The organism is Nonomuraea sp. NPDC049624 (genome assembly GCF_040675255.1).
Classification (GTDB): Bacteria; Actinomycetota; Actinomycetes; order Streptosporangiales; family Streptosporangiaceae; genus Nonomuraea.
The window spans coordinates 590604-614212 of record NZ_JBFAOR010000001.1 but is presented as its reverse complement, the minus strand read 5'-3'; the positions used below and the strand labels follow the sequence as shown (position 1 = coordinate 614212).

The 23609-nt window shown below is 70.8% G+C and carries 20 protein-coding genes; 11 read left to right on the top strand and 9 right to left on the bottom strand.

The features are described 5' to 3' along the window. Positions 1 to 160 precede the first annotated feature (160 nt). Both AB0J76_RS03255 and AB0J76_RS03250 read right to left on the bottom strand, forming a co-directional pair. On the bottom strand, positions 161 to 1018 hold the full coding sequence (locus tag AB0J76_RS03255) for a PrsW family glutamic-type intramembrane protease (protein ID WP_352318056.1): 858 nt from the start codon (positions 1016 to 1018) through the stop codon (positions 161 to 163). Next, positions 1015 to 2403 carry a hypothetical protein gene (locus tag AB0J76_RS03250; RefSeq protein WP_352318054.1) on the bottom strand — a complete coding sequence of 463 codons (1389 nt, stop codon included), beginning with the start codon at positions 2401 to 2403 and terminating at the stop codon, positions 1015 to 1017. Before AB0J76_RS03250 ends, AB0J76_RS03255 begins: the two co-directional genes overlap by 4 nt. 206 nt (positions 2404 to 2609) lie before the next feature. On the opposite strand from AB0J76_RS03250, the gene AB0J76_RS03245 reads away from it, so the two are divergent. The 3 genes from AB0J76_RS03245 (at position 2610) to AB0J76_RS03235 (ending at position 5063) form a co-directional block, all read left to right on the top strand. Next, the gene (locus AB0J76_RS03245; protein WP_352318052.1) at positions 2610 to 2810 is read left to right on the top strand and encodes a hypothetical protein; all 201 of its coding nucleotides are present in this window, start codon (positions 2610 to 2612) and stop codon (positions 2808 to 2810) included. A 10-nt stretch (positions 2811 to 2820) separates the two neighbouring features. Then, a complete protein-coding gene (locus AB0J76_RS03240) occupies positions 2821 to 4308 on the top strand; it encodes an SPFH domain-containing protein (RefSeq protein ID WP_352318050.1) in 1488 nt (495 codons plus the stop codon). A 107-nt stretch (positions 4309 to 4415) separates the two neighbouring features. Then, on the top strand, positions 4416 to 5063 hold the full coding sequence (locus tag AB0J76_RS03235) for a hypothetical protein (protein WP_352318048.1): 648 nt from the start codon (positions 4416 to 4418) through the stop codon (positions 5061 to 5063). A 3-nt stretch (positions 5064 to 5066) separates the two neighbouring features. On the opposite strand, the gene AB0J76_RS03230 is transcribed toward AB0J76_RS03235, so the two are convergent. Together AB0J76_RS03230 and wecB are read right to left on the bottom strand one after the other, a co-directional pair. Next, on the bottom strand, positions 5067 to 7103 hold the full coding sequence (locus AB0J76_RS03230; RefSeq protein WP_352318046.1) for a glycosyltransferase: 2037 nt from the start codon (positions 7101 to 7103) through the stop codon (positions 5067 to 5069). Positions 7104 to 7157: 54 nt separating this feature from the next. Beyond that, on the bottom strand, positions 7158 to 8288 hold the full coding sequence (gene wecB / locus AB0J76_RS03225; protein WP_352318044.1) for a UDP-N-acetylglucosamine 2-epimerase (non-hydrolyzing): 1131 nt from the start codon (positions 8286 to 8288) through the stop codon (positions 7158 to 7160). A gap of 56 nt (positions 8289 to 8344) precedes the next feature. On the opposite strand from wecB, the gene AB0J76_RS03220 reads away from it, so the two are divergent. The 7 genes from AB0J76_RS03220 (at position 8345) to hisC (ending at position 16650) form a co-directional block, all read left to right on the top strand. After that, the gene (locus AB0J76_RS03220; RefSeq protein ID WP_352318042.1) at positions 8345 to 10018 is read left to right on the top strand and encodes a glycosyltransferase family 4 protein; all 1674 of its coding nucleotides are present in this window, start codon (positions 8345 to 8347) and stop codon (positions 10016 to 10018) included. 115 nt (positions 10019 to 10133) lie between these two features. Further along, positions 10134 to 11396 carry a nucleotide sugar dehydrogenase gene (locus AB0J76_RS03215; RefSeq protein ID WP_352318040.1) on the top strand — a complete coding sequence of 421 codons (1263 nt, stop codon included), beginning with the start codon at positions 10134 to 10136 and terminating at the stop codon, positions 11394 to 11396. 19 nt (positions 11397 to 11415) lie between these two features. Continuing rightward, a complete protein-coding gene (locus tag AB0J76_RS03210; RefSeq protein ID WP_352318038.1) occupies positions 11416 to 12504 on the top strand; it encodes a glycosyltransferase in 1089 nt (362 codons plus the stop codon). A 43-nt stretch (positions 12505 to 12547) separates the two neighbouring features. Further along, the gene (locus AB0J76_RS03205; RefSeq protein ID WP_352318036.1) at positions 12548 to 14347 is read left to right on the top strand and encodes a DUF4434 domain-containing protein; all 1800 of its coding nucleotides are present in this window, start codon (positions 12548 to 12550) and stop codon (positions 14345 to 14347) included. A 31-nt stretch (positions 14348 to 14378) separates the two neighbouring features. Beyond that, complete coding sequence (locus AB0J76_RS03200; protein WP_352318034.1) at positions 14379 to 15035, top strand: NUDIX domain-containing protein; 657 nt, start codon at positions 14379 to 14381, stop codon at positions 15033 to 15035. After that, positions 15032 to 15529, top strand: a complete 498-nt coding sequence (locus tag AB0J76_RS03195; RefSeq protein ID WP_352318033.1) for a GNAT family N-acetyltransferase — start codon at positions 15032 to 15034, stop codon at positions 15527 to 15529. Before AB0J76_RS03200 ends, AB0J76_RS03195 begins: the two co-directional genes overlap by 4 nt. Before the next feature lie 62 nt (positions 15530 to 15591). Continuing rightward, a complete protein-coding gene (gene hisC / locus AB0J76_RS03190; RefSeq protein WP_352318031.1) occupies positions 15592 to 16650 on the top strand; it encodes a histidinol-phosphate transaminase in 1059 nt (352 codons plus the stop codon). On the opposite strand, the gene AB0J76_RS03185 is transcribed toward hisC, so the two are convergent. Beyond that, complete coding sequence (locus AB0J76_RS03185) at positions 16647 to 17585, bottom strand: EamA family transporter (protein ID WP_352318029.1); 939 nt, start codon at positions 17583 to 17585, stop codon at positions 16647 to 16649. The two genes, hisC and AB0J76_RS03185, sit on opposite strands and share 4 nt — an antisense overlap. Positions 17586 to 17744: 159 nt before the next feature. Here AB0J76_RS03185 and AB0J76_RS03180 point away from each other — a divergent pair, with 159 nt between their 5' ends. Further along, entirely contained in the window at positions 17745 to 18203 is a 459-nt protein-coding gene (locus AB0J76_RS03180) for a rhodanese-like domain-containing protein (protein WP_352318027.1), read from the top strand. Positions 18204 to 18514: 311 nt separating this feature from the next. On the opposite strand, the gene AB0J76_RS03175 is transcribed toward AB0J76_RS03180, so the two are convergent. From AB0J76_RS03175 to purD, 4 genes are all read right to left on the bottom strand, one after another. Beyond that, on the bottom strand, positions 18515 to 19804 hold the full coding sequence (locus tag AB0J76_RS03175) for a GTP cyclohydrolase IIa (RefSeq protein ID WP_125644142.1): 1290 nt from the start codon (positions 19802 to 19804) through the stop codon (positions 18515 to 18517). A gap of 201 nt (positions 19805 to 20005) precedes the next feature. Further along, entirely contained in the window at positions 20006 to 21271 is a 1266-nt protein-coding gene (murA, locus tag AB0J76_RS03170) for a UDP-N-acetylglucosamine 1-carboxyvinyltransferase (protein ID WP_352318025.1), read from the bottom strand. Positions 21272 to 21349: 78 nt separating this feature from the next. Beyond that, a complete protein-coding gene (locus AB0J76_RS03165; protein ID WP_352318023.1) occupies positions 21350 to 22186 on the bottom strand; it encodes a phosphoribosylaminoimidazolesuccinocarboxamide synthase in 837 nt (278 codons plus the stop codon). Next, complete coding sequence (gene purD, locus AB0J76_RS03160; RefSeq protein WP_352318021.1) at positions 22183 to 23400, bottom strand: phosphoribosylamine--glycine ligase; 1218 nt, start codon at positions 23398 to 23400, stop codon at positions 22183 to 22185. The genes AB0J76_RS03165 and purD overlap by 4 nt, the downstream gene beginning before the upstream one ends. Positions 23401 to 23609: the final 209 nt, after the last annotated feature.

Genomic DNA, 23609 nt, shown 5'->3' with positions numbered 1-23609 from the left:
AAGATCTTGAACCGAATTGACCGGTTTCGCGAGCCCATGTCCCAACCTCGAGTCGGGGGCATTTCCACACCTTGTGTAAATACACCTCCGGAAGATCGCACAGGAGACTAGCATCGTTTATGGTTCCGGCGCAGTGGGAGGAACAGGATGATTACCGTGATTATTGGGGCATGATCTCGGTCTCCCGGCGAGCCGCACGCAGCACCCGCCAGAGCCACCCCAGCGCGACCAGCGAGATCACGATGAGTCCGGCCCAGTTCACCAGCGTGTACACGTGCACCTGCCCTTCGGTCACGTTCGGCACCCGGCCGATCCGCAGCAGCTCGAACTGCCACCGCCGCCCGGTCAGGACCAGTGTGATCGCGATGGCGATGGCGCTCATCGAGTCCCACAACGCGTGCAGCAGCGAGACGCCGAGGTAGCACCACACGACGTGCCCGGTGAGGCGTCCGTGGGCGGCGAACAGCACGCCGCCGAGTATCGCGGTCCACAGGCCGTGGCCCACCGGGGCCAGGATGCCGCGCAGGATCTCGGTCTCGACGAGCTGCGCCAGCGACAGGCCGTCGGCGGTGAACAGGGCGTTGAAGGCGTAACCGGAGCTCTCGAAGGCGGCGAAGCCGAAGCCGACCGTCGCGCCGAGCACCACGCCGTCCCTGGACGAGCGCCGGACCGCGTGCCGGGTGACGTACATCAGCGCGGCCAGCTTCACGCCCTCCTCGATCAGGCCGACCAGCGCGTACATGACGAACGAGGGCCGGATCAGCCAGCTCTCCAGCAGCGACGCGCCGAGCACCCCGAGCACGCCGCCGACCACGAACGCCCGGAACTGCAGCTCCACCGTGACCACCGGCGAGCGGTCGCGCCCGTGCGCCCACACCACGAACGTCACCGGGATCAGGAAGCTGCCGAACAGCACGACGGTCGGCACCAGGTTGGAGTTGGCCGTCCAGGCCGTGACGGCGACCGTGGCCAGCCACAGGACCAGCCCGCCGAGAAAGACCCGCAGCCAGGGCCTCATGCGGTGAGCTCGCGCACGGCCCGGTGCGCGGCCACCACCGCCGCGTCGCCGCCGGCCGCCGGTTCGGTGTCCGACCCGGCGATGGCGATGCGGCCGAACCGCCTGCGGGCGACGTCGGCGGGGAAGGGGCCGTCGGGGTAGAAGGGGTGCCAGGGCCTGCAGTACGCCACTGGCAGCCCGTGCCCCCAGCGGTGGACGGTGACCGCCTCGACGCCGGCCCGCGGGCCCAGCAGCCGGGCCACCTGGTCGCGCACCCCGTCCGCCAGCCGGTCGTACGGCGTCGCCATCATCTCCCGCCGGCCCGCCGCCGCCCCCGCCACGGGCCCGAGCTCCGACCGGCACGGCGTGGCCAGCAGGCGCAACCCCTCGGGCGCGGGCTCGCTCAGGCACCAGAACGCGCCCGTCCAGCGGGTGCGCCCGATCCGCGCCCGGCCGCCGCGTAGCCGCACGCTCGCCTCCAGGACCGGCAGCCGGGCCGCCTGACGCAACGCCAGCTGCTGCTGCTCGGGCAGGTCGGGCACCAGGTGCGGCACGTCCGCGCTCCAGCAGGCCATGATCACCGACTCCGCGCCGACGGTCCTGACCCGATGCCCGTCGAAGTAGGCGACCACCACGGACGCGTCCCCGTGCCGTACCGAGACCACGGGGCTGGACGGCCGCAGCACCGCCCGCGCGGCACCGAGCGGGCCCGCGGTCGCGGGCCCGGCCGCCGAGGCGTACCGCGAGGGCTTGTCGAGCCCCAGGCCGCCGAAGCCCGGATAACCCGCGGCCCAGGCGTCCACCGCCCCGAGCGCCCGGCCGTCGTAGGCCCGTTCGGCGCACGGCAGCGTCCGGCAGAACCGTTCGGCGTCGGGATGCACGCCGCAGACCTCCAGCAGGAACCCGGAGTAGGTCAGCCCGGCCAGGCGCTCCTGCTTGTCCTCCTGCGACAGCCCGGGGAACCAGTCGGGCGGGTCGTCGCGCAGCATGCGCAGGTCGTCGACGGCCCGCGCGGCGAGCGGCAGCTCCTCCAGCCGGTCGGCCGGGACCAGCGTGTCGGCGCCGAAGGTCTCCCTGTCGCACATCACGCGCACGGCCGGGCGCGCGCCGAACCCCGCCGGGCCGCCGTGCTCGCCGGGGTCGCGGTTGTCCAGCACGAGCACGCGGGCCCGCGGCTCCCGGCGCAGCCACTCCGCCGCCGCGCTGAGACCGCTGCGCCCGCCGCCCACCACCACGAGGTCGTAGCTCTCGCCGGTGGGCTCGGGCGGGCCCGCGTGCCGCCAGAAGCGGCCGTCGCGCAGCGCGTGCGGCACGGCGACCGCCTGCGCGGTGTCCCCGCGCAGTCCTCCGGCCGGTTCCGCGGCATTGACAACGGCCTTCGCCGCCGAGCTTGCCAGAGCGCTCACCGCAATCCCGTCGAACAAGTCACGGCGGGAAATGGGCACATCCATCCCGAGGTCGCGCGGATTCCTGCTCATGAGGGCGATCATCAGCACTTCGACCAAAAGCCCCACAGGGGCGCGCAGCGGTTCGAGAAACATTTTGCGTGGCCTATTACCGCGAATGCCCGTTTGGAGTAGCGTCCGGAACGGAAGCGAGCGGGGGGAGCGCGGTGGTCGGCAAGCAGGGCAGAGTCACCGGAAAGATCGGCCCTGGGCTCGTCGGCGAGGTCATGATCCCGGTCAGGGGCGGGGTGGAGGCCTTCTACGCCCACCCCAGTGTGCCCGACGAGGAGTTCGGCCTCGGAACCATCGTCGTCGTGGTGGACTACTTCCCCCCGCGGACGGTTTACGTGGCCGGAGCACTCGTCTAGGGAGGGGCGGATGTCCCCCGAGGTCTTCATCGTCGCCGGAGCCGCGGTCGTCGCGGTCGTCATCGTGATTCTGCTGTTCAAAGCCGTCTGGCGAGTCGCCGAGCCCAACGAGGCGCTGATCATCTCCGGTCTGGGGGCGCGCCGCCGGGGCGAGGGCGTCGACAGCCTGGGCTTCAAGATCATCACTGGCAAGGGCACGGCCGTGCTCCCCGGCTTCCAGGCCGCCCGGCGGCTGCGCCTGGACACCAGGGCGGCCAATCTCCAGGTCTCCTGCGTCACCCAGCAGGGCATCCCCGTGCACATCCGCGGCGTGGTCATCTACAAGGTCGGCGACGACCTGTCCTCGATCGCCAACGCCGCCCGCCGCTTCCTCGACCAGCAGGACTTCATGACCAGCGCGATCCACGAGCTGTTCACCGGGCACCTGCGCTCGATCATCGGCAACCTCACCATCGAGGACCTGATACTCAACCGCGAGCGCCTGACCAGCGAGACCAGGGCCTCGGCGGCCGACGAGATGAGCAAGCTCGGGCTGATCGTCGACTCGCTGCAGATCCAGGAGATCGACGACGAGACCGGCTACATCGCCAACCTCGGCAAGCCGCACGCCGCCAGGGTCGCGGCCGTCGCCCGCATCGCCCAGGCCCAGCGCGACCAGGAGGCCACCGAGGCCGAGCAGATCGCCGCCGCCAACAAGGCCGCCGCCCAGCGCGACGCGCAGCTCAAGCGGGCCGCCTACCAGGCCGAGATCGACCGGGCGCAGGCCACGACCCGGCAGGCCGGGCCGCTGTCGGAGGCCACCGCCCGGCAGGAGGTCGTCGTCCAGGAGACCCGGGCCGCTGAGCTGGAGGCCCAGCTCGCCGAGCAGCGACTGCAGTCGCAGGTGCGCAAGCCCGCCGACGCCAAGGCGTACGAGACCGTCACGCTCGCGCAGGCCGACCGGGACGCCCGGATCGCCCAGGCCCAGGCCGAGGCGCAGGAGACCGAGCTGCGCGCCGGGGCCCAGGCGAGCCAGGTGAAGCTGGCCGCCGCCGCGGAGGCCGAGTCCGTACGGCTGCGCGGCGAGGCGGCCGGCGCGGCCACCAAGATCGCGGGTGAGGCGGAGGCCCAGGCCGCCCAGGCGCGCGGGCTGGCCGAGGCGCAGGCGGCCAGGGCGCTGGGCCTGGCCGAGGCCGAGGCGATCAGGGCGCGGGCCGAGGCGCTGAAGGAGAACCAGGAGGCGGTCATCGCCCAGCAGCTCGCCGAGCGCTGGCCGGAGGTCGTCGAGGCGGGCGCGAAGGCGTTCGGGAACGTGGACCACATGGTGGTGCTGAACGGCGCTCAGGGCGTGGAGGAGCTGCTGGCCAAGGCGCTCACGCTCGGCGGCACCGGGATCGGCCTGGCCAGGGCGCTGCTCGACGGCGGAAGCCGGAACGGCGCCGAACCCGTTGTCCCGCGCGAAGCCAAAACCTCTCGCGAACCTGAAATCCCTCGCGAACCCGCCGAATTCCGTGAATAGCGCCGTTACTCGGCTCCTTACTCGGCCCTTCCTCTAGCGTTTTCGAAAAAGCCGCTAGAGCAAGGGGAGAATTCGTGCTTAAGGCTATTTCGGGGGTATGTCTGAGCATGATGGTCGTCGCCGGATGTTCCGCCGGCGAGGCCGGTGATCAGGCCGCCGGGTCGGCGCAGCCCGCCGCGTCCTCCTCGGCGGTGGAGGCGGCCCGGCTGCGCGCCGCCCTGCTGCCCGTGCCCAAGGGCATGCGCATCGCGTACGGGCCGGAGATGGGGGCGTTCGGCTCGCTCAAGTCCACCCAGGAGGGGCTGGCCGCCATTCAGCAGGCCAAGCTGGAACGTCCGGAGTGCGCCGGGGCCGCCCAGCTCGACGCGGCCAAGCCGGAGGTGGCCCAGGCGCCCGCCGCCGTGATCGCCTTCTCGGCCGCGCGCGGCTCGATCACGCAGGCCGTCGTGTCGATGCCGTCGGCGTCCATGCCGGCGCCGCTGCCGCAGCAGTGCGCCCTGTACAAGGCCACCGTCGAGGGGGCGGACGTGACCTACCGCACCGCCAAGCTGGCCATGCCGGCCAGGGGCGACGAGTCGCGGGCGTACCTGACGACGGCCTCCGGCGGCGACAAGCGCGCCCAGATCGGGTCGATCGTGATCAGGCGGGCCCACCTGATCATGAGCATGCTCGTCGTCGGCGAGAAGGTGAAGGCGGCCGGCCTGTACGAGCTCGCCCGCCTGGCCGACCAGAACCTGGCCCGCGTCACCCGCTGAGGCTCAGATGAGCACGTGGTCGTCCGGGCGGCCGACGAAGGAGAACTGGGCGTTGCGGGTCAGCTTGATGTGGTCGGCCTGCCAGGTGTGCATCGAGGCGTCGGCGCTGCGCCAGTAGACGAAGTTGAACCGGTCGGCCGAGTAGATCTTGACGGAGTCCTCCTTCAGCCGGCGTACCAGCTGGGTGTCCTCCCCCCGCGTGATGTCCGCGAAGCCGTACGAGCGGAACATGTCCGCCTTGCCGAGGAACGTGCCGCCCTGGACGAGGAAGGAGTACCGGTGCTCCAGGCCGGGCAGCCGGAGCATGGTGGTGTTGCTGCCCTCGAAGTACGCGTAGTGCGCGCCCTTGCCGACCAGCTCGGCGTCGGAGTAGTCGAACGCGCGCACCAGGTCCGACAGGTAGTGCTCGCCGTAGAGGTTGTCGTCGTCCATCTTGGCGATCAGGTCGCCCTCGGCGGCGGCGATGCCCAGGTTCATGCAGGCGCCGAGCGTCAGCTCCGGTGCGGCGGGCAGGACGACGACGTCCGTGATGCCGGCCATCCGCGCCTTGTCGGCGACCACCACCGGGTCGATGTCCAGCCCGTGCAGGACCATGACGAGCTGCAGCGGCCGGTGGAGCTGCCGGGCCACCGACGAGATCGCGTGCTCGATCTGCGCGGCCCGGTTGGTCGGCAGCACGACCGAGATCGAGCGCGACCGGGGCGTGGTGGCCTGGCCGAGGTTCTGCAGGATCTGGTCCACCCGGTGCGAGAACAGGTGCTTGTCGAAGACCTCCCGCATCGCCAGGTGGCCCATCCTGGCCCGCAGCTCGGGGCTGTTGATCAGGTGCAGCACCTGGTTGTACGACTCGACCGGCTCACGCGCGATCGGCACCAGCTCGCCGAACGTCTCCTCGATCGCCCGCGACCACCCCGACACCACCGGGGTCGCGCACGCCGACAGCTCGAAGACGCGGCGGGCGCACATGGTCGGCGAGTCGAGCACCGAGTTGACGTTGAGGAAGACCTTGTACATCCGGTACGCGGCCAGCATCTGGTCGTAGGGCAGCTCGCCCACGATGTGCGGCCGGTACTTCTCCGGCCAGGCGTACTTCTCGTCCACCTCGCCGTTGCGGGCGAAGATGTGCAGGCCCAGCTCGCGCACCGGGTCGAGGACGACCTCCATCTGCTCGCGCCGCTCGGGGTGCTTGTCGCGGAAGTACATGCCGGCGAACACCACGTCGTGCAGCCGGCCCTGCTTCTGCTGGATCGGGTTGTGCACCCGCGGCTGGGCGGCGAACTGCAGCACGTCGACCCGGTCGTGGCCGAGCACCTCGCGGTACTTCGGCAGCATGTCGCCGTCGCAGGTGAACACGTAGTCGAACAGCTTGGCCGTGTCGATGAAGAAGTCGAAGTTCGGCGGGTCCTCCTTGTTCCAGAAGACCGTGGGGATGCCCTCGGCGCGGCACCAGGCGACCAGGTCGCGCAGCGGCTCCTTGGGGGCGTTCGTGCCGGTCATCTGGTAGCGCCAGCGGCCCTGGTTGCCGTGCCAGGCCGACTCGCAGAACAGCAGGTCGGGGCGCTTGTCGGCGAAGATCTCCGGCCAGTCCTTGAGGCCGAACTCGATCTGGTCCCACTCGTACCTGAAGGCCATCCTGGAGAAGTCGTCCAGGATGACCGCCACCTTGAGGTCGGGCCGGTTGACCGGGCCGAGCGGCCACTTCGCCGCCGGCACCTCGACCAGCGGGGGGCGGTGGTTGGCGAGCTCGACCGCCTCGGTGACCGGCATGGGCGGCTTGGGCGCTTTGTCCTTCGACCTGACCGCCTCGACGATCCTGCCCGGGCTCTTCGAGCCCAGGGCCTCGCCCAGCTTGAACGTGCGCTTGGCCTGGGTGGCCTCCAGCTTCCAGCCGGCGTACGCGGCCTTGGCCTCGGCGATCTCCAGCCGCCGCCGCAGCTCCCTGACCTCGGCCTCGTACCGCTCGACGAGCTTGCGCTCCTCGGGCAGCCAGTTGACGGGTCCCAGTCGCTGGAACGCGGGGGGCTCAGGGTTTTCGGCCATGGTGATACGCCTATCGCTCAGCGGAGGTATGTCATAGTACGGCGGATTCAGCCGCTATTCGGGGCGTTTGGCCTGGGAAGCCGGGGCCAGGTTGTCGCCCTTCAGCCACGCCGCGATCACCGTCGCGATGCGCGGACCGGCCTTGCCGTCCCACAACACCGGCAGCTCGCCGGCCGGGGTGGCGGCGCCGTCGGCGAGCGCCTTCTCCGCGGCGGCGGGCAGCAGCGCGGGCGTGACCAGGCGGTTCGTGCCGTGCGTGATCGTGATCGGCCGCTCGGTGTTGGGCCGCAGCGTCAGGCACGGGACGCCCAGCATGGTCGTCTCCTCCTGCACGCCGCCGGAGTCGGTGACGACCAGCGCCGCGCCCCGGACGAGTGAGAGGAAGTCCACATAACCCAGCGGCTCGATGACCTTGATCGTGTCGCCGTCCACCAGGCCCGCCTCGGCCAGCCGCGCCTTGCCGCGCGGGTGCACCGGCACCACGACCGGCGTCCGCCGCGACACCTCCAGCACCGCCTCGACCAGCTCCCTGGCGGCCTCGGCGGTGTCCACATTGGCCGGGCGGTGCAGGGTCGCCACGGCGTACCGGGACGGCAGGCCGAGCCGCGCCACCACCGGCGCCGGGTCCAGCGAGGGCAGCGCGGCGAACAGGCTGTCGATCATCGGGTTGCCCACCAGGTGCACCTTCGCGGGCGGCACGCCCTCCGAGGCCAGATAGGCGAGGGCCTCGGGCGAGGTGACGAACAGCAGGTCGGCCAGCGCGTCGGTGACGACCCGGTTGACCTCCTCGGGCATGCCCCGGTCGAACGAGCGCAGCCCGGCCTCGACGTGCGCCGTTCTGATGCCGAGCTTGGCGGCGACCAGGATCGCGGCCAGCGTCGAGTTCACGTCGCCGTAGACCACGACGAGGTCGGGCTCCTGGGCGACGAAGACGTCCTCCAGGCCCACGAGCAGGGCCGCGGTCTGCCTGGCGTGCGTGCCGGAGCCCACCGCCAGGTTGGCCACCGGCTCGGGCAGGCCGAGATCGGCGAAGAAGACGTCCGACATCAGCGCGTCGTAGTGCTGACCGGTGTGGATGATGCCCTGCCGCACGCCGAGTTCACCGAGTGCACGCACCACCGGGGCCGCTTTCACGAAATTGGGACGAGCACCCAAAACGTGCAGGACCAGGGGGTTCTCCCTCATTGACCTCGCCTTTCATAGCGGAAGGGAAAAAACGCTGCCTATGGTACGGTCCCAGCGTGGCATCCGACGCCAGTCGTCAAGACTCCTCCAAGGTTTCCGCGAAGTCCGCCCGGGCCGGCGTCGGGGGACTTCTCAAAGGCTTCGTCCAGCACCCCGTCATCGTTTCCCGCGTCGTCGTGACCAAGGTCAAGTCCGACCCCGTCCGCGTGGCGCAGGCCGCCGCCGACGCGCTCCCGCCCAAGCTGCGCCCGTTCGTCGGCAGCGTGGCATGGCCCGCCGCCCGCCGCGCCCGCCGCATGGTGCGCAAGATCGGCATGCGCGTGATCAAGGCGCCGTGGAACGAGGCGAAGGCCCACTGGGACGCCGGGCGGGTCTCGCAGGCCGCCGAAGTGCTCGACGCGCACACCAAATACCCCTTCGTCAAGCGCAGGGCCGCCTACTACCGCGGTGAGCTGGCCGCCATCAGCCCCGACCCGATCCCGCCGGGGCCGAAGGTCGCCATCGCCGGGCGCGTCGAGGGCCGCGTGCTGCACCTGGTCACCAACGCGCTGCCGTACACGCAGGCCGGTTACACCGTGCGCACCCACCGGATCGTCACCTCCCAGAAGGCGGCCGGGCTCGACCCGCACGTCGTGACGAGCTGGGGCTGGCCCATGCTCCAGGGGCACGCCGACGCGCCCGCGCAGGAGGAGATCGACGGCATCCCGTACTACCGCCTGCTGCCCGACGGGCACGGCGAGGTGCCGTTCGAGATGCGCGGCCGCATGGTCAAGGGCGCCGAGGGCGTCACCCGCCTGGTCGAGCAGCTGCGCCCGCAGGTCCTGCACGCCGCCACCGACCACCGCAACGGCTCGGTCGCCCACGCCGTCCGCGACCGGACGGGCACCCCGTTCGTCTACGAGGTGCGCGGCTTCCTGGAGGAGACGTGGGCCTCCCGCGACCCGATCCGGGTCGGCAGCCAGCGGCACGTGCTCCAGCGCGAGCGCGAGGCGTTCCTCATGCGCGAGGCCGACGCGGTCGTCACGCTGGCCGAGACGATGGCCACCGAGATCGTCGAGCGCGGCGTGCCCAGGGAACGCATCCACCTGGCCCCCAACGCCGTCGACGACACCCTGCTGTCGGCCCACTACGACGGCGCCTCCTTCCGCGAGGCGTACGGCATCGCCCCCGGCGAGATCGTGGTCGGCTCGGTGTCCAGCATCGTGGCCTACGAGGGCTTCGCGACCCTGCTGCGCGCCGCCGCGCTGCTGCGCGACGACCGCACGCCGGTGCGGGTGCTCATCGTGGGCGACGGCGCCGAGCGGGAGAACCTGCTCGCCCTGGTCGAGGAGCTGGGGCTGCGCGACGCCGTCCTGCCCGGCCGGGTGGGTCCCGACGAGGCGCTGCAGGCCCAGGACGCCATCGACATCTTCGCCTGCCCGCGTGAGGACCTGCGGGTCTGTCGGCTCGTCACGCCCCTGAAGCCGGTCGAGGCGATGGCGCTCGGCAAGCCGGTGGTGCTCAGCGATCTGCCCGCGTTGTCCGAGCTCGTCGGCTCCGACGGTGCCGGCCTGCTGGTGCCTCCCGGCGACCCGGCCGAGCTGGCCAAGGCCATCGCCGGCCTGCGTGAGGACCCGGCCAGGCGGGCGGAGATGGGCGAGGCCGGACGCGCCGAGGTCGCCGCGAAGCGGACCTGGAGCCGCGTTGCCGAGACTTATCAAGCCCTATACCGATCGCTTGCCGAAAGATGACCTCCACGTTGCCTGTACGTTGTGACGGGTTCGGTCGCATTAGGCGTGAGCTAGGTGGACTTGAGATAACCTTTGCGACCATGAAGTGTTGTTTCCGGCTCTCGAAGGCACTGCTGTGACAGAAATCGACTTGGCTGTCATCGGCCTGGGCTACGTCGGTATGCCGCTTGCGAAGGAAGCGGTTGCCGCCGGGCTGCGGGTCGTCGGCGTGGACGTCGACCCCCGGAAGGTCGACGCGCTCAACGCCGGGCAGTCCTACATCGATGACCTGACCGACGCTGACCTCGATCACATGCTGGCGAACGGATTCAGCGCGACGCTGGACGAGTCCGTGCTGGCCAGAAGCAACACGATCGTCATCTGCGTACCCACCCCGCTGGACGAGGACCACCGTCCCGATCTGTCCGCGGTCGAGGGCGCGACCAAGGCCGTCGCCCGCAACCTCAGCAAGGGCACGCTCGTCGTGCTCGAATCCACCACCTGGCCCGGCACCACCGACGAGGTGGCCCGCCCGCTGCTGGAGCAGTCGGGCCTGGCCGCCGGCGTGGACTTCCACCTGGCCTTCTCGCCCGAGCGCATCGACCCGGGCAACCCGAAGTTCGGGCTCAAGAACACCCCGAAGGTCGTGGGCGGCTACACGCCGGTCTGCCGCGACCGGGCGACGGCGTTCTACAAGCAGTTCATCGAGCAGGTGGTGCCGGTCAGCGGCACCCGCGAGGCCGAGATGGCCAAGCTGCTGGAGAACACCTACCGGCACGTCAACATCGCCCTCGTCAACGAGATGGCGATCTTCTGCGACGAGCTCGGCATCAACCTGTGGGAGTCGATCGAGGCCGCGGCCACCAAGCCGTTCGGCTTCCAGAAGTTCCTGCCGGGGCCGGGCGTCGGCGGTCACTGCATCCCCGTGGACCCCTCGTACCTGTCCTACACCGTGCGCAAGCTCGGGTACCCGTTCAGGTTCGTGGAGCTGGCCCAGGAGATCAACGAGCGCATGCCGTCCTACGTGGTGGCGCGCGTCCAGCGACTGCTGAACAGACACAAGAAGCCCGTGAACGGCGCCCGAGTGGTTATGCTCGGCGTCACGTACAAACCGGATATCGCCGACGAACGGGAAACTCCGGCTCTGCCGGTGGCGCGTGCGCTGCTGGAACTGGGGGCCGACCTCTCGTTCGCCGATCCGTACGTCAAGGAGTGGTCGGTCGACGGCACTCCGGTGCCACGGGAAGAGGATCTGACCGAGGGCGTGGTCAACGCCGACGTGACGCTGCTGCTGCAGCAGCACGCCGCGTTCGATCTGGCCATGGTCGAGGCGAAGGCCAAGCTCGTGCTGGACACCCGCGGTGTGCTCACCGAGGGTGAACGCGTCGAGCGGCTGTAGCGACGGAGGGCTGCGCGCAGTGCACGTGCTCGTCATGACGGTGGTGCATAACCCCGAGGACGCGAGAATTCTGCATCGGCAGATCCGTGCCCTCGTGGATGCCGGTCATGAGGTCACGTATGCCGCCTCCTTCTCGGCACACGGGGTCGTACCGCGTCCATGGGTCAACGGCGTCGATCTGCCCAGGGCCGCCCAGCGCAAACGCATGGCGGCCGTCTGGGCCGCCCGGCGGCTGTTCAAGCGCATGCGGAACAAGGTCGACCTGGTCCTGATCCACGACCCGGAGCTGCTGTTCGCGGTCTGGGGCGTGCGCAACCGGCCGCCGGTGGTCTGGGACGTGCACGAGGACACCCCGGCGACGTTGTCGCTCAAGCCGTGGCTGCCCTCGTTCCTGCGCCCGCCGGTGCGCTTCTTCGCCCGCATGCTGGAGGGCACGGCCGAGCGGCACATGCACCTGCTGCTGGCCGAGACCGCCTACGCGGGCCGGTTCAAGCACGCCCACCTGATCGTGCCCAACGAGACCTGGGTGCCGGACTCGGTGACGCCTCCGGGCGACGACCGGGTGGTCTACCTCGGCTGGTTGTCGCGGGCGCGCGGGGTGTTCGAGGCCGTCGAGGTGGCCAAGCTGCTGCAGCCGTACCGGGTGACGGTCGAACTGATCGGGTACGCCGATCCGCAGAGCCGTCCCATGCTCAACCAGGCCGTCGCCGACGGGCTGCTGGAGTGGCGTGACTTCATGCCCAACGACGAGGCGCTCAAGCGGCTCGACGGGGCGCTGGCCGGGCTGTCGCTGCTGCACGACGAGCCCAACTACCGGCACTCGATGCCGACCAAGATCGTGGAGTACATGGCGCACGGCATCCCGGTCATCACGACGCCGTCGCCGCGCGCGGTCGAGCTGGTGGAGCGGTACGACAGCGGCGTCGTCGTGCCCTGGGAGGACCCGAAGGCCGTCGCGCAGGCGGTGCTGACGCTGCGCGACGACGTGCGCGAGCGGCGGGCGCAGGGCGCTCGCGGGTACGCCGCGGCCCGCGCGAACCACCACTGGCCGAATTCGGCCAAGCGGTTCGTGACCCAGCTTGAGGCATGGGCCGGGATCACCCGATAGCGGTTTATCTCCGGCAGATCACGAGAGCGGTAGGTTCCTGAACGTGCGATGGCTCTTCCTGCTCGTGGGCGCAGCCGTCCTGGCCGTGGTCGCGGTGGTGATCATCCTCTTCCCGTCGTCGTCCGAGCGGCCGGTCGCGTCCTCGTCGAGCACGCCGAAGCCGTCCAGGACGGTCTCGACGCCGCCGCCGCCGAAGGTCAAGGAGTTCACCGACCCCTGCGGCACGTTCGACACCACGACCAAGAACTTCTACGCCGTCACCGGCTACTGGATCACGCCGAAGTCGAACCCGTGCACCTGGCGTCACCAGCTCCAGGAGATCCACCGCGCCGGCGGCGACACGATCATCAGGATCGGGTACGGCCTGCAGTTCCGGAGCGTCTCCGACGACACCGGCGAGGTGCTGGCGAAGGACGGGACGCTCGACCCGCTGTACAAGGCGTGCGAAGAGGACGGCCTGAGCTGCCACGACGCCGCCGAACGGGACCTGCGCAAGGCCAACCCCGGCAACCGGATCGGGCGCACGTACGTCTACCGCACGGACGAGGCGTTCGGCGGCGGCCTGTTCCGCTGCCCCAAGATGGAACACGCGGTCAAGGCCGGCGACCGCATCTACTACCGCATGGTCGCCCCTCCGGACGGCTCCGACGACGCCACCTGCGACTTCACCAAGAAGGCCACGTCGTACGACCTGATCCTGGTGGCCGGCTCGGCCAAGGACAGCCTGAACGAGCTGCTCGACCTGGCCGACCAGTTCAGCATGCGGGTCTTCCCCGCGCTGCCGCTCGCCCCGCGCGACTCCGAGACGCCGACCAGGGCGAACAAGCGGCACATCGGCACCCTCACCACGCTGACCCGGCGCATCCTGCAGGACTACGGCGTGCGCTTCGCCGACCGGCAGGCCCTGGGCGGCGTCTACCAGCCGTTCGAAGTCCAGATGGGGGCCACGCTGGCCACCAACCCCACCCTTGAGGTGTACGCCGACCAGCACCGGATCGTGGAGCAGGAGCTGGGCAAGCCGATCCTGATCAGCCCGTACCTGGACGCGCGCAAGCGGGTCGGCTTCGGCCAGACGCCGGCGCAGGTGGCCGAGGCGTTCAAGGCGCTGGCCCGGACCGGCGTCGGCATCATCGCCCCGCAGGACAGCCGGGGGACCGGCAAGGTCGGCCTGTTCTGGCCGGACGAGCGCGACACCGAGGTGGACGACCGGCTGCGCCCGGTGGTGGGCGAGGCCACGTACGGCACCGCGTACCACGGCTCGACCCGCGACTACTACCGGGAGATGGCCAAGGCCCGCGACGAGATGCTCCAGGCCGGTCACGAGGTGGAGCTGTGGGCGAACGTGGAGGCGTTCGAGCCGTCCGGCAAGCAGCCGTGCGCCCCGCAGGGCACCCGCGGCCAGACCGACAAGAAGCGCCTGGACCAGGCCGTCACGATGGCCGGCCGGTACGTCCAGAAGATCGTCTCCTACATGTGGAGCGACTTCATGACCTGCGGCGACCCCTCGCTCCAGGACGAGATCGCCCGCGACTGGCAGCGCCCGATCGCCGTGGACGCCATCAGGCGGGCCCGCGACCCGCAGGACGGCGTCGAGGTGCGCGGCTACAACCTCGACGGCAGCACCGTGCTCGTCCAATGGTCCGGCGGCACCAAGGAACTGGTGGTCGCGGCCGTCGGCTGGCTGGACAAGGACCCGCTGGACGAGCACCCGGCCCGGATGGCGACGGCCTGGGTGCCGTTCGACTGGACCCAGGTGCCGTCCGGGGAGTGGGTCAAGATAGGGATCAAGGGGGCGTCCGGCAAGGAGGCCACGACGCCCCTCCACGTACGCATATCCGCATAGGGCAGACGGGACTCCGTGTAACGTGCCGTCCATGGTCCCGAGCATCCCGGTCAGCGTCGACCTGGTCGTGCTCACCGTGCGCAACCACGCGCTCAGCGCCCTGGTGTGGCGGCGCGACAACCCGCCGTTCCTGCGCCGCTGGTCGCTGCCGGGCGGGTTCATCCAGCTCGACGAGGACCTGCCGGCCGCCGCCCACCGCGTGCTGGCCGAGCGGGCCGGGCTCCCGGGCGCCCCGGTGCACCTGGAGCAGCTCCAGACGTACGGATACCCCGACCGCGACCCGCGTCAGCGCGTGCTGAGCGTCGCCTACCTGGGCCTGGCCCCCGACCTGCCGGCCTCGGAGCAGGCGCACATGAGCTGGCAGCCGGTCGAGGCGCTTTCCGTCATGGCCTTCGACCACCGCCGCATCATGCTCGACGGCGTCGACCGCGCCCGCGCCAAGCTGGAGTACACGTCCCTGGGGGCGGCCTTCTGCCCGCCGGAGTTCACCGTCGCGGACCTGCGGCGGGTGTACGAGATCGTCTGGGGGCGGGCCCTCGATCCCCGCAACTTCCACCGGAAGGTCACCAAGGCGGAGGGCTTCCTGGTGGAGACGGGCGCCACCACCACCAGAGACGGCGGCCGCCCCGCCAAGCTCTACCGCCGCGGCCCCGCCGAGCTCCTCCACCCGCCCATGCTTCAGGAGTGACCATCCCGAACGACCTCGTCGACGTCATCGAGACCCCTCGCCTGACGCTCGTGCCCCTGCGCGTCGAGCACGCCGCGGAGATGGCGGCCGTGCTCGCCGACCCGCGCCTGCACGAGTTCGTCGGCGGCGCCCCCGCCACCGAGCAGGAACTGCGCGCCCGCTACGAACGCCTGGTCGCGGGCCCGCCCGGCTGGCGCAACTGGGTGCTGCGCCTGCGCGCCGACGGCCGGCTGGCCGGTTACGTGCAGGCGACCGTCGAGGCGGGCACGGCCGAGATCGCCTGGGTGGTCGGGGTGCCCTGGCAGGGCCGCGGCCTGGCCGCCGAGGCCGCCCGCGCCCTGGTCTCCTGGTGCAACGCCCACGACCTCGGCACCGTCGTCGCCCACATCCACCCGGGCCACGCGGCCTCCGCCGCGGTCGCCGCGCACGCCGGCCTGCACCCCACCGACCTCGTGCACGACGGTGAGATCCGCTGGGAGCGCACCCGGCCATGAGCCCTCCCGACGTGCGGGGGCTGGCGGATGCTTCATCGGGCGTGGCCTTTTAAGGTAGTTCTATGCCTCGTTTCCGCCACATCCTGGACACCATGCCCCCCTACAAGCCGGGCAAGGCCGTGGTCTCCGCCGACGGCCGGTCGTACAAGCTCTCCTCGAACGAATCCCCCTACGACCCGCTGCCCTCCGTGGTCGAGGCCGTCGCCGAGGGAGCCCGGCAGATCAACCGCTATCCCGACCCCGGCGCCGTCGGGCTGACCGAGGCCATCGCCGAGCGGTACGGCGTGCCGTTCGAGCACATCGCGCTGGGCGCGGGCTCGGTCACGGTGGCCCAGCAGCTGTTCGAGACGGTCGGCGAGCCCGGCGTCGAGGTCGTCTACGCGTGGCGGTCGTTCGAGGCGTACCCGTTGCTGGCGGACCTGGCGGGGGTGACGTCCGTCCAGGTGCCGCTGGCGGGCGAGGACCACGACCTGGACGCCATGGCGGAGGCGATCACCGACCGCACCCGCATGGTCTTCGTGTGCAACCCCAACAACCCCACCGGCACCGCGATCCGCCGCGACGCCCTGGTGTCCTTCCTCGACCGCGTGCCGGAGAACGTGCTCGTGGTGCTGGACGAGGCCTACCGCGAGTACGTCCGCGACGAGGACGTCCCCGACGGCCTGACGCTCTACCGCGACCGGCCGAACGTCTGCGTGCTGCGCACCTTCTCCAAGGCGTACGGGCTGGCGGGCCTGCGGGTCGGCTACCTGATCGGGCACGAGCCCGTGGCGGCGGCCGTCCGCAAGACGATCATCCCGTTCGCCGTCAACCACCTCGCGCAGGTCGCCGCCGTCGCCTCGCTGAAGGCCGAGGACGAGCTGCTGGAGCGGGTCGAGCGGGTGGTCAAGGAGCGCAGCCGGGTCCGCGAGTCGCTGATCGAGCAGGGCTGGACGGTTCCGCCGACCGAGGCGAACTTCGTCTGGCTGCGGCTCGGCGAGCGCACCCTCGACTTCGCCGCCGCCTGCGCGGTGGAGGGCGTGGCCGTACGGCCGTTCGCGGGCGAGGGGGCCCGGGTCTCCATCGGCGACCCCGAGGCCAACGACGCCTTCCTCGCCGCGGCCAAGGCGTTCCGCGGTTAGGCGCTGACCTCTTCGGCGAGGGGCGCGGTCCTGGCCTTGGCGCGTCGTTCGGTGGAGACCACCAGGGCGACGCCCACCAGGATCACCGCCCCGCCGGCGATGATCTGCGGCGTCACGTGCTCGTTCACGACCAGCACGCCGAGGATCACGGCGACGACCGGGTTGACGTAGGCGTACGTGGAGACCAGCGAGATCGGCGCGTTCCCCAGCAGCCAGGTGTAGGCGGTGAAGCCGACCAGCGAGCCGACCAGCACCAGGTAGGCCAGCGCCGCCCAGGACCGTCCGGAGATCGCCGCCAGGTCGAGCCGTTCGCCGAGCGCCGTGCCGGTCACGGCCAGGCCGGCGCCGCCGACCAGCATCTCGATCGAGCTGGCCGCGAAGGGGTTGGCGGGCATGGGGATGCGCGCCGACAGGAACGAGCCGACCGACCACGAGAACGACGCGACCAGGATCACCACGATCCCGGTGGTGTCCACCGACTGGCCGCCGGTCAGCGACAACGCCGCGACGCCGCCGAACCCGACGAGCACGCCGGCCAGCGTCAGCACGGCCGGCCGGTCCCTGACCAGGATCCGGAACACGACGAGCCAGAGCGGCACCGAGGCCACGAGCAGCGCGGCCAGGCCGCTGGAGATGTGCTGCTCGGCCACGGCCACCATGCCGTTGCCGCTGGTCAGCAGGAGCAGGCCGACCAGCCCGGCCCCGCAGACCTGCCGCCACGACACCCGGAACGGCTCCAGGCCCTTCCTGATCAGCAGGAAGCCGCCGAGCAGCAGCGCGGCCGTCACGAAACGCAGCGCGCCGCTCAGCATGGGCGGCATGGTCTCGATGGCGATCCTGATGCCGAGGTAGGTCGAGCCCCACACCACGTACACGATCGCCAGGGCACTCCAGACGAGGACGGGAGCCCGGCTGTCAGTGGTGTTCGCACTCATGGGTCATGACTTTATCCGGCGACTCCGACAAAGCACCTGCGGGTATCGGACTTCGGGATTTGGCGCGATATTAGCGACAGGCGGCTTTCGTGCCACTGTTGGGCGCGAGGGCCGGCTGGGAGGATCGCGACTGACCAGCAATGAAGGGACATGTCGTAGATGTCAGCCGTCACCTCCACCCCCGCCGCCTCCAACGCCGCCGCGCTCGCCCACTTCGCCGCCCGCCTGGCCTTCGAGACCGATGTCTCCGACGTGGCCGCCGACCTGGCCGCCGGCGTGCCGGGGGTCGTGGTCGTGGACTCTCGCAGCCGGGAGAGCTGGGACCAGGGGCACGTGCAGGGGGCGATGCACCTGCCCACGGCCGAGATCGCCGCCGGGGCCGCCGCGCTGATCCCCCGGGACGTCACCGTCGTCACCTACTGCTGGGGCCCTGGCTGCAACGGCGCAACGCGGGCCGCCCTGGAGTTCGCCAGGCTCGGCTACGCGGTCAAGGAGATGCTCGGCGGCTTCGAGTACTGGGCCAGGGAGGGCTTTCCGGTCGAGACCGCGTCGGGCGTGAGCCGGCGACCGGTCGACGCCCTGACGGCGCCGGTATCGGGAATCGCGTGCGCCTGCTGAAAGCGACCCAGGCGGGTTGGTGTGGCCGGCTATATCCGGACATGCCCGGTGGGCCGACAGTGCCGCCAAACGGCCTCACAGCCCCGTCCGGACGCCTTCCGTAAAAAGGGCGGCGGCGAAGGGGCTGTGCGGGAAAGTTTGGCGCCCCCGTCCGAATCCCGTCGATCGGGGGCGTGGGAGAACATACCCGGATCTACTCGGGTCAACCAATAAGACCACAAGAGTCAAGCGGATTGTCTGTACCTTTGACTCCTCAGGTCAAGAACCGGGCACCCGTCGCCCCTGAAATGGGGCGACGGGCCCCCGAACGGTCACCGCGGTCCGAGCTTCTCCACGATGAGCCGGTAGAGCTGGCGCGGACGCCCCGGCTGCGGGGTGCGGTTCGGCGGAAGCGGCCACGCGAGTCCCTCGTCAACCAGCGTGCGCAGCAACCGCCGAGCCGTGCGCGGCGTCACCCCGAGCATCTTGCCCGCGCCCTCGGCGTCCACCACCGTGTCGCCGCCTTCGAGCTTGGCCGCCAGCCTGGCCAGCACCTCCACGCCCTTCGGCTTGAGCGCGGTCGACCCGGTGGGTGGCATCCGGGGGGCCGGGATGAGGGCCCGGCCCTCGCGGTCCACCGCGAACCCCTGCGCCTGCTTGCCCGCCTGGGTACGGGCCAGCGCGGCCCGCGCGTGCGACTCCGCGTCGTGGGTCGTCCGCCCCATGCCGACGCCCACCTCGACCGCCAGCCCCAGCTCGTCCCGGATCCTGGCCGCGAAGGGCAGCACCCGGAACCCGTCGGTGGCCGCGGCGATCGAGCCCCTGGTCGCGGTGACCAGGTAACTGTGATCGTCGATCGGCCAGACGGTCGCGTTGATCCGGTTCGCCTCCTGGACCAGCAACCGGTGCAGCGACAGCCGCAGCTCGTCGCGCCAGTAGCGCGGCGCCGCGCGCCGCACGGGCTCGCGCAGCGTCGGCACCTCCACCAGCACCACGGTGAGCTGCGACTCCTCCAGCCGGTGATGCGCCCCGAGCAGCGCCGCGGTGTGCAGCGCCGTCCGGACCGCGGCCGAGGTCGGCCTGATCCTGATGACCGGCACGCCGGCGGCGTGCAGGCGTTCGGCCACCGCGGGCAGGCACGTCAGTGCCCCCGAGGTGGCGCCCTGGCGGGCCAGCCGTTCGTGGTAGGCCGCGATCGTGCCCGTGGCTCCGGGCTCGTCGCGGCTGTGCACGTCCGTGGCCGGTATGCCGAGGTCGGTGTACGCCTCCTCGACATCCGCCCTGCTGACCACGTCCACGCTGACCCGTTGCGGGTCCATCCGAGTGTCAAGTGCGGCCTTCGCCAGCGCCGCCACCAATGCCGCTCCGCCGAGTTGCACGTAGGTCGCGGGCATCGTCAGCACGCCTGATCGCCTGGCCAGGTCATAGGGGACCGGGCTGGCGAACAGGCACGCGTCGACACCGGGACCGAGCCGCGTCACCTTGTCGGGCGCCTCCTGCTCATCGCGGTACGCGGCCGCGACCAGGCGACACGGCAGCGGTGCCGCGGCGTGACCCATCAGCATGACTCGCTCGACCAGGTCGTGGGGTCCGACCACGCCGATGGTGAGGTCCGGTGTCATGGCGCCCGGGCGTGACACTCGGGGAGTTTCTTCGGCCCTCTCGACCAATGTTCGTCCCATCCTGCCGTCCGTTGCAGTGCTCTCTTTTGGAACGATCGCTCGCGGGGGCCGTAATGTCACGCCCGACTTTTCCGGAAAGTCGTTCTGGTTGACCGCCCGACAAGATGTCTCAGCAGCTCAACGCGGTTTTTCTCATGTTTTTTAGCGCTCAGAAATCTCTCGTGTAATGTCCGCGCCGAGCGCGCGCATTCGCGCCGCGAGATGTGCGTGGCCGCGATCGATGAGGTATCCGGACTCGATGACGGTCTCTCCTTCGGCCGCCAGACCGGCGAGCACGAGCGCGATACCGGAGCGCAGATCGTGCGCCGTGACTTGTGCGCCCTTGAGCGGCGTGCGCCCGCGCACGACGGCCCGGCTGCCGTCGACCTCGACGTCGGCGCCCATCTTGTTGAGCTCGCCGGCCAGGGCGAAGCGGCCGTCGAAGATGCGCTCGTGGATGTAGCTGGTGCCGTCGGCCAGGGCCGCCACCGTCATCATCGGCGACTGCAGGTCGGTCGCGAACCCGGGGTAGGTGTCGGTGATGATGTTGATGGGCCGCAGCGGGCGGTCGCAGCGCACGTGCAGCACCGCGCCCTGCCGGGCGAAGTCGACGCCCATCTGCTCCAGCTTGTAGCGGACGACGCCCAGGTCGAGGCCGGTGCCCACGAGGCTGAGCTCGCCGCCGGTGATCGCCGCGGCCATCGCGAACACGCCCGCGTCGAGCCGGTCGGGCATCACGGTGTGCTCGACGGCGTGCAGCTCCTCCACGCCCTCGACGGTGATGAACCCGGTGCCGCCGCCGCTGATGCGCGCGCCCATCTTGGTGAGCATGTCGATGACGTCGAGCACTTCCGGCTCAAGGGCCGCGTTCTCGATCACCGTCGTGCCCTTGGCCAGGGCGGCGGCCATGATCAGGTTCTCGGTGCCGGTGTGGGAGGGCGTGTCGAGGTAGAGCGTCGCGCCGGTCAGGCCGCTGGCCTTGACGTGGATGACGGTCTCGCCCTCGTCGACGACCGCGCCCAGCCGCTTGTAGCCCAGGTAGTGGAAGTCGAGGTTGCGGCTGCCGAGGTTGCAGCCGCCCACGCCCTCCACGATCGCCTCGCCGAGCCGGTGGAGCAGCGCCGGGGTGAACAGCACCGAGCCGCGGAACCGGCGCGCGATCTCGGCCGGCAACACCGGGCTGCTCAGCCGGGAGGCGTCGATGACCAGCGTGCGCTCGGACTCGTGCAGCTCCACGTACGCGCCGATCGCCTCGGCCAGCTCGACCGCGCGCCGGACGTCTTCGATGATCGGCACGTTCCGCAGCACGGTACGGCCCTTGGCGGCCAGCAGAGCCGCACCGATCATGGGAAGCACGGCGTTCTTCGCGCCCTGGATGAACGCGGTTCCACGCAGTGCGTTGCCACCGCGCACGCGGTAACGGACCATTTCGTGCGGCTCCTTGAAATCAACGGTGAGGCTCGATCGGGCCAACAGTAGTGGCTGACACCAGGTGACCCAGCCGAATCATCCGCTAAAGGGAACCCCCGTGACGCGCTCATACGCTTCTAGGTATCGCTGCCTTGTGCGCTCGACAACGTGCTCGGGAAGCCGAGGCGGGGGGTTTCCGGATGATTTGTCCCATCCGGATTCGGGCGAGAGCAACCAATCACGTACATATTGCTTATCGAAAGAAGGTTGCGCCCGGCCCGGCTGCCATTCGTCGGCCGGCCAGAACCGCGACGAGTCCGGCGTCAGCACCTCGTCGCCCAGGGTCAGCACGCCGTCGGCGTCGAAGCCCAGCTCGATCTTGGTGTCGGCCAGGATGATGCCGCGCTCGCGGGCGATGTCCGCGCCGCGCGTGTAGACGTCGAGCGTGATGCGCCGCAGCTCGTCGGCCGTCTCCGCGCCGACCTCGGCGACCACCTGCTCGAAGGAGATCGGCTCGTCGTGCTCCCCCTGCGGGGCCTTGGTGGAGGGGGTGAAGATCGGCTCCGGCAGGCGGGAGCCGTCCTCCAGCCCCGGGGGCAGCGGCACCCCGGAGACCGTGCCGGTCGCGCGGTACTCCGACAGGCCGCCGCCGGCCAGGTAGCCGCGGGCCACGCACTCCACCTGGACCATGCGCAGCGGCTTGCACACCACGCTGCGCGCGTCGTCGCCCCTGGCCAGGATGTGGTTGGGCACGACGTCCTTGAGCTGGTCGAACCACCACAGCGACATCTGGGTGAGGATGGCGCCCTTGTCGGGGATGCCGGGCTCCAGCACGTAGTCGAAGGCCGAGATCCGGTCGGAGGCGACCATCAGCAGCAGGCCCTCGTCGGTCTCGTAGAGGTCGCGTACCTTGCCGGAGTGCAGATGCTTCATCGGGCGATGTCCGTCCTGTGGTGCGAGCCGCGCAGCTCGACGCGGTCGACGAGGTCGTAGGCGTTGCGGCGGGCGCTCGCCTGGTCGGGGCCGTGGCCGACGACGGTCAGCACCCGGCCGCCGTTGGAGACGACCTCGCCGCCGGGGCCGCGCGCGGTGCCGGCGTGGATGACGTACGCGTTCTCGGTCTCGGTCAGGCCGGTGATCACGTCGCCCTTGACCGGCGCGTCGGGGTAGTTCTCCGCCGCGATCACCACGGTCACCGCCGAGCCGTCCTTGAACACCGGGTCGAGGCCCAGCTCGCCGGTGGCGCAGGCCATCAGCAGCCCGCCGAGCGGCGTCTCCAGCCGGTCGAGCAGCACCTGCGTCTCGGGGTCGCCGAACCGGGCGTTGAACTCCACCACCTTCGGCCCCTTCCGGGTCAGGGCCAGCCCCACGTAGAGCACCCCCTGGTACGGCAGCCCGCGCCGCCCCAGCTCGGCGATCGTCGGGTGCACGACCTCGCGCATGACCTGCTCGGTCAGCCCTTCCGGAGCCCAGGGGAGCGGCGTGTACGCGCCCATGCCGCCGGTGTTGGGCCCCTCGTCGCCGTCGTAGGCGCGCTTGAAGTCCTGGGCGAGCTGGAGCGGCACCGCCGTGCTGCCGTCGCAGAGCGCGAACAGCGACACCTCGGGCCCGTCGAGGAACTCCTCGATGACCACCCGCTCGCAGGCCCGCGCGTGCTCCAGCGCCTGGTCGCGGTCGCGCGTGACGACCACGCCCTTGCCCGCGGCGAGGCCGTCGTCCTTGACGACGTAGGGGGCGCCGAACTCGTCGAGCGCGGCGGCGGCCTCCTCCTCGGTCTCGCACGTGCGGGCCCGGGCGGTGGGCACGTCGGCGGCCTTCATGATCTCCTTGGCGAACGCCTTGGAGCCTTCGAGCATGGCCGCCTCGCGGGTCGGCCCGAAGCAGGCGATGCCGGCCTCGCGCACGGCGTCGGCCACGCCCGCGACGAGCGGCGCCTCCGGCCCGATGACGACGAGGTCGGCCCCCAGCCGCCCGGCCAGCTCGGCCACCTGCGCGGGATCGACGGGATCGACGGGATGAACGGTCGCGACGCCTTCGATGCCCGCGTTACCGGGAGCACAGTGGAGCTCGCTGACCTGGGGATCGAGTTTGAGCGAACGGCACAGGGCGTGCTCACGCCCTCCGGAACCAATGACTAGAACGCGCACGTGCCCCATTGTCGCAGGCCCGGCCCCCTCGCCCGGCGCGGGTCCCGGACGGCTCCGGAGCACGTCCCGGGCGGGTTGCGGGCACGTCGAATGCCGGATCAAGCCCGCATCTTTGTGTGGTTCCACCTGATCCGAGCAGCCTCCGGCGAGTATCGTCGTTTGGGTTCACCCGCCTGTGGTAGGTTAAGGCGGCTTTGCGGCGTCTCTTG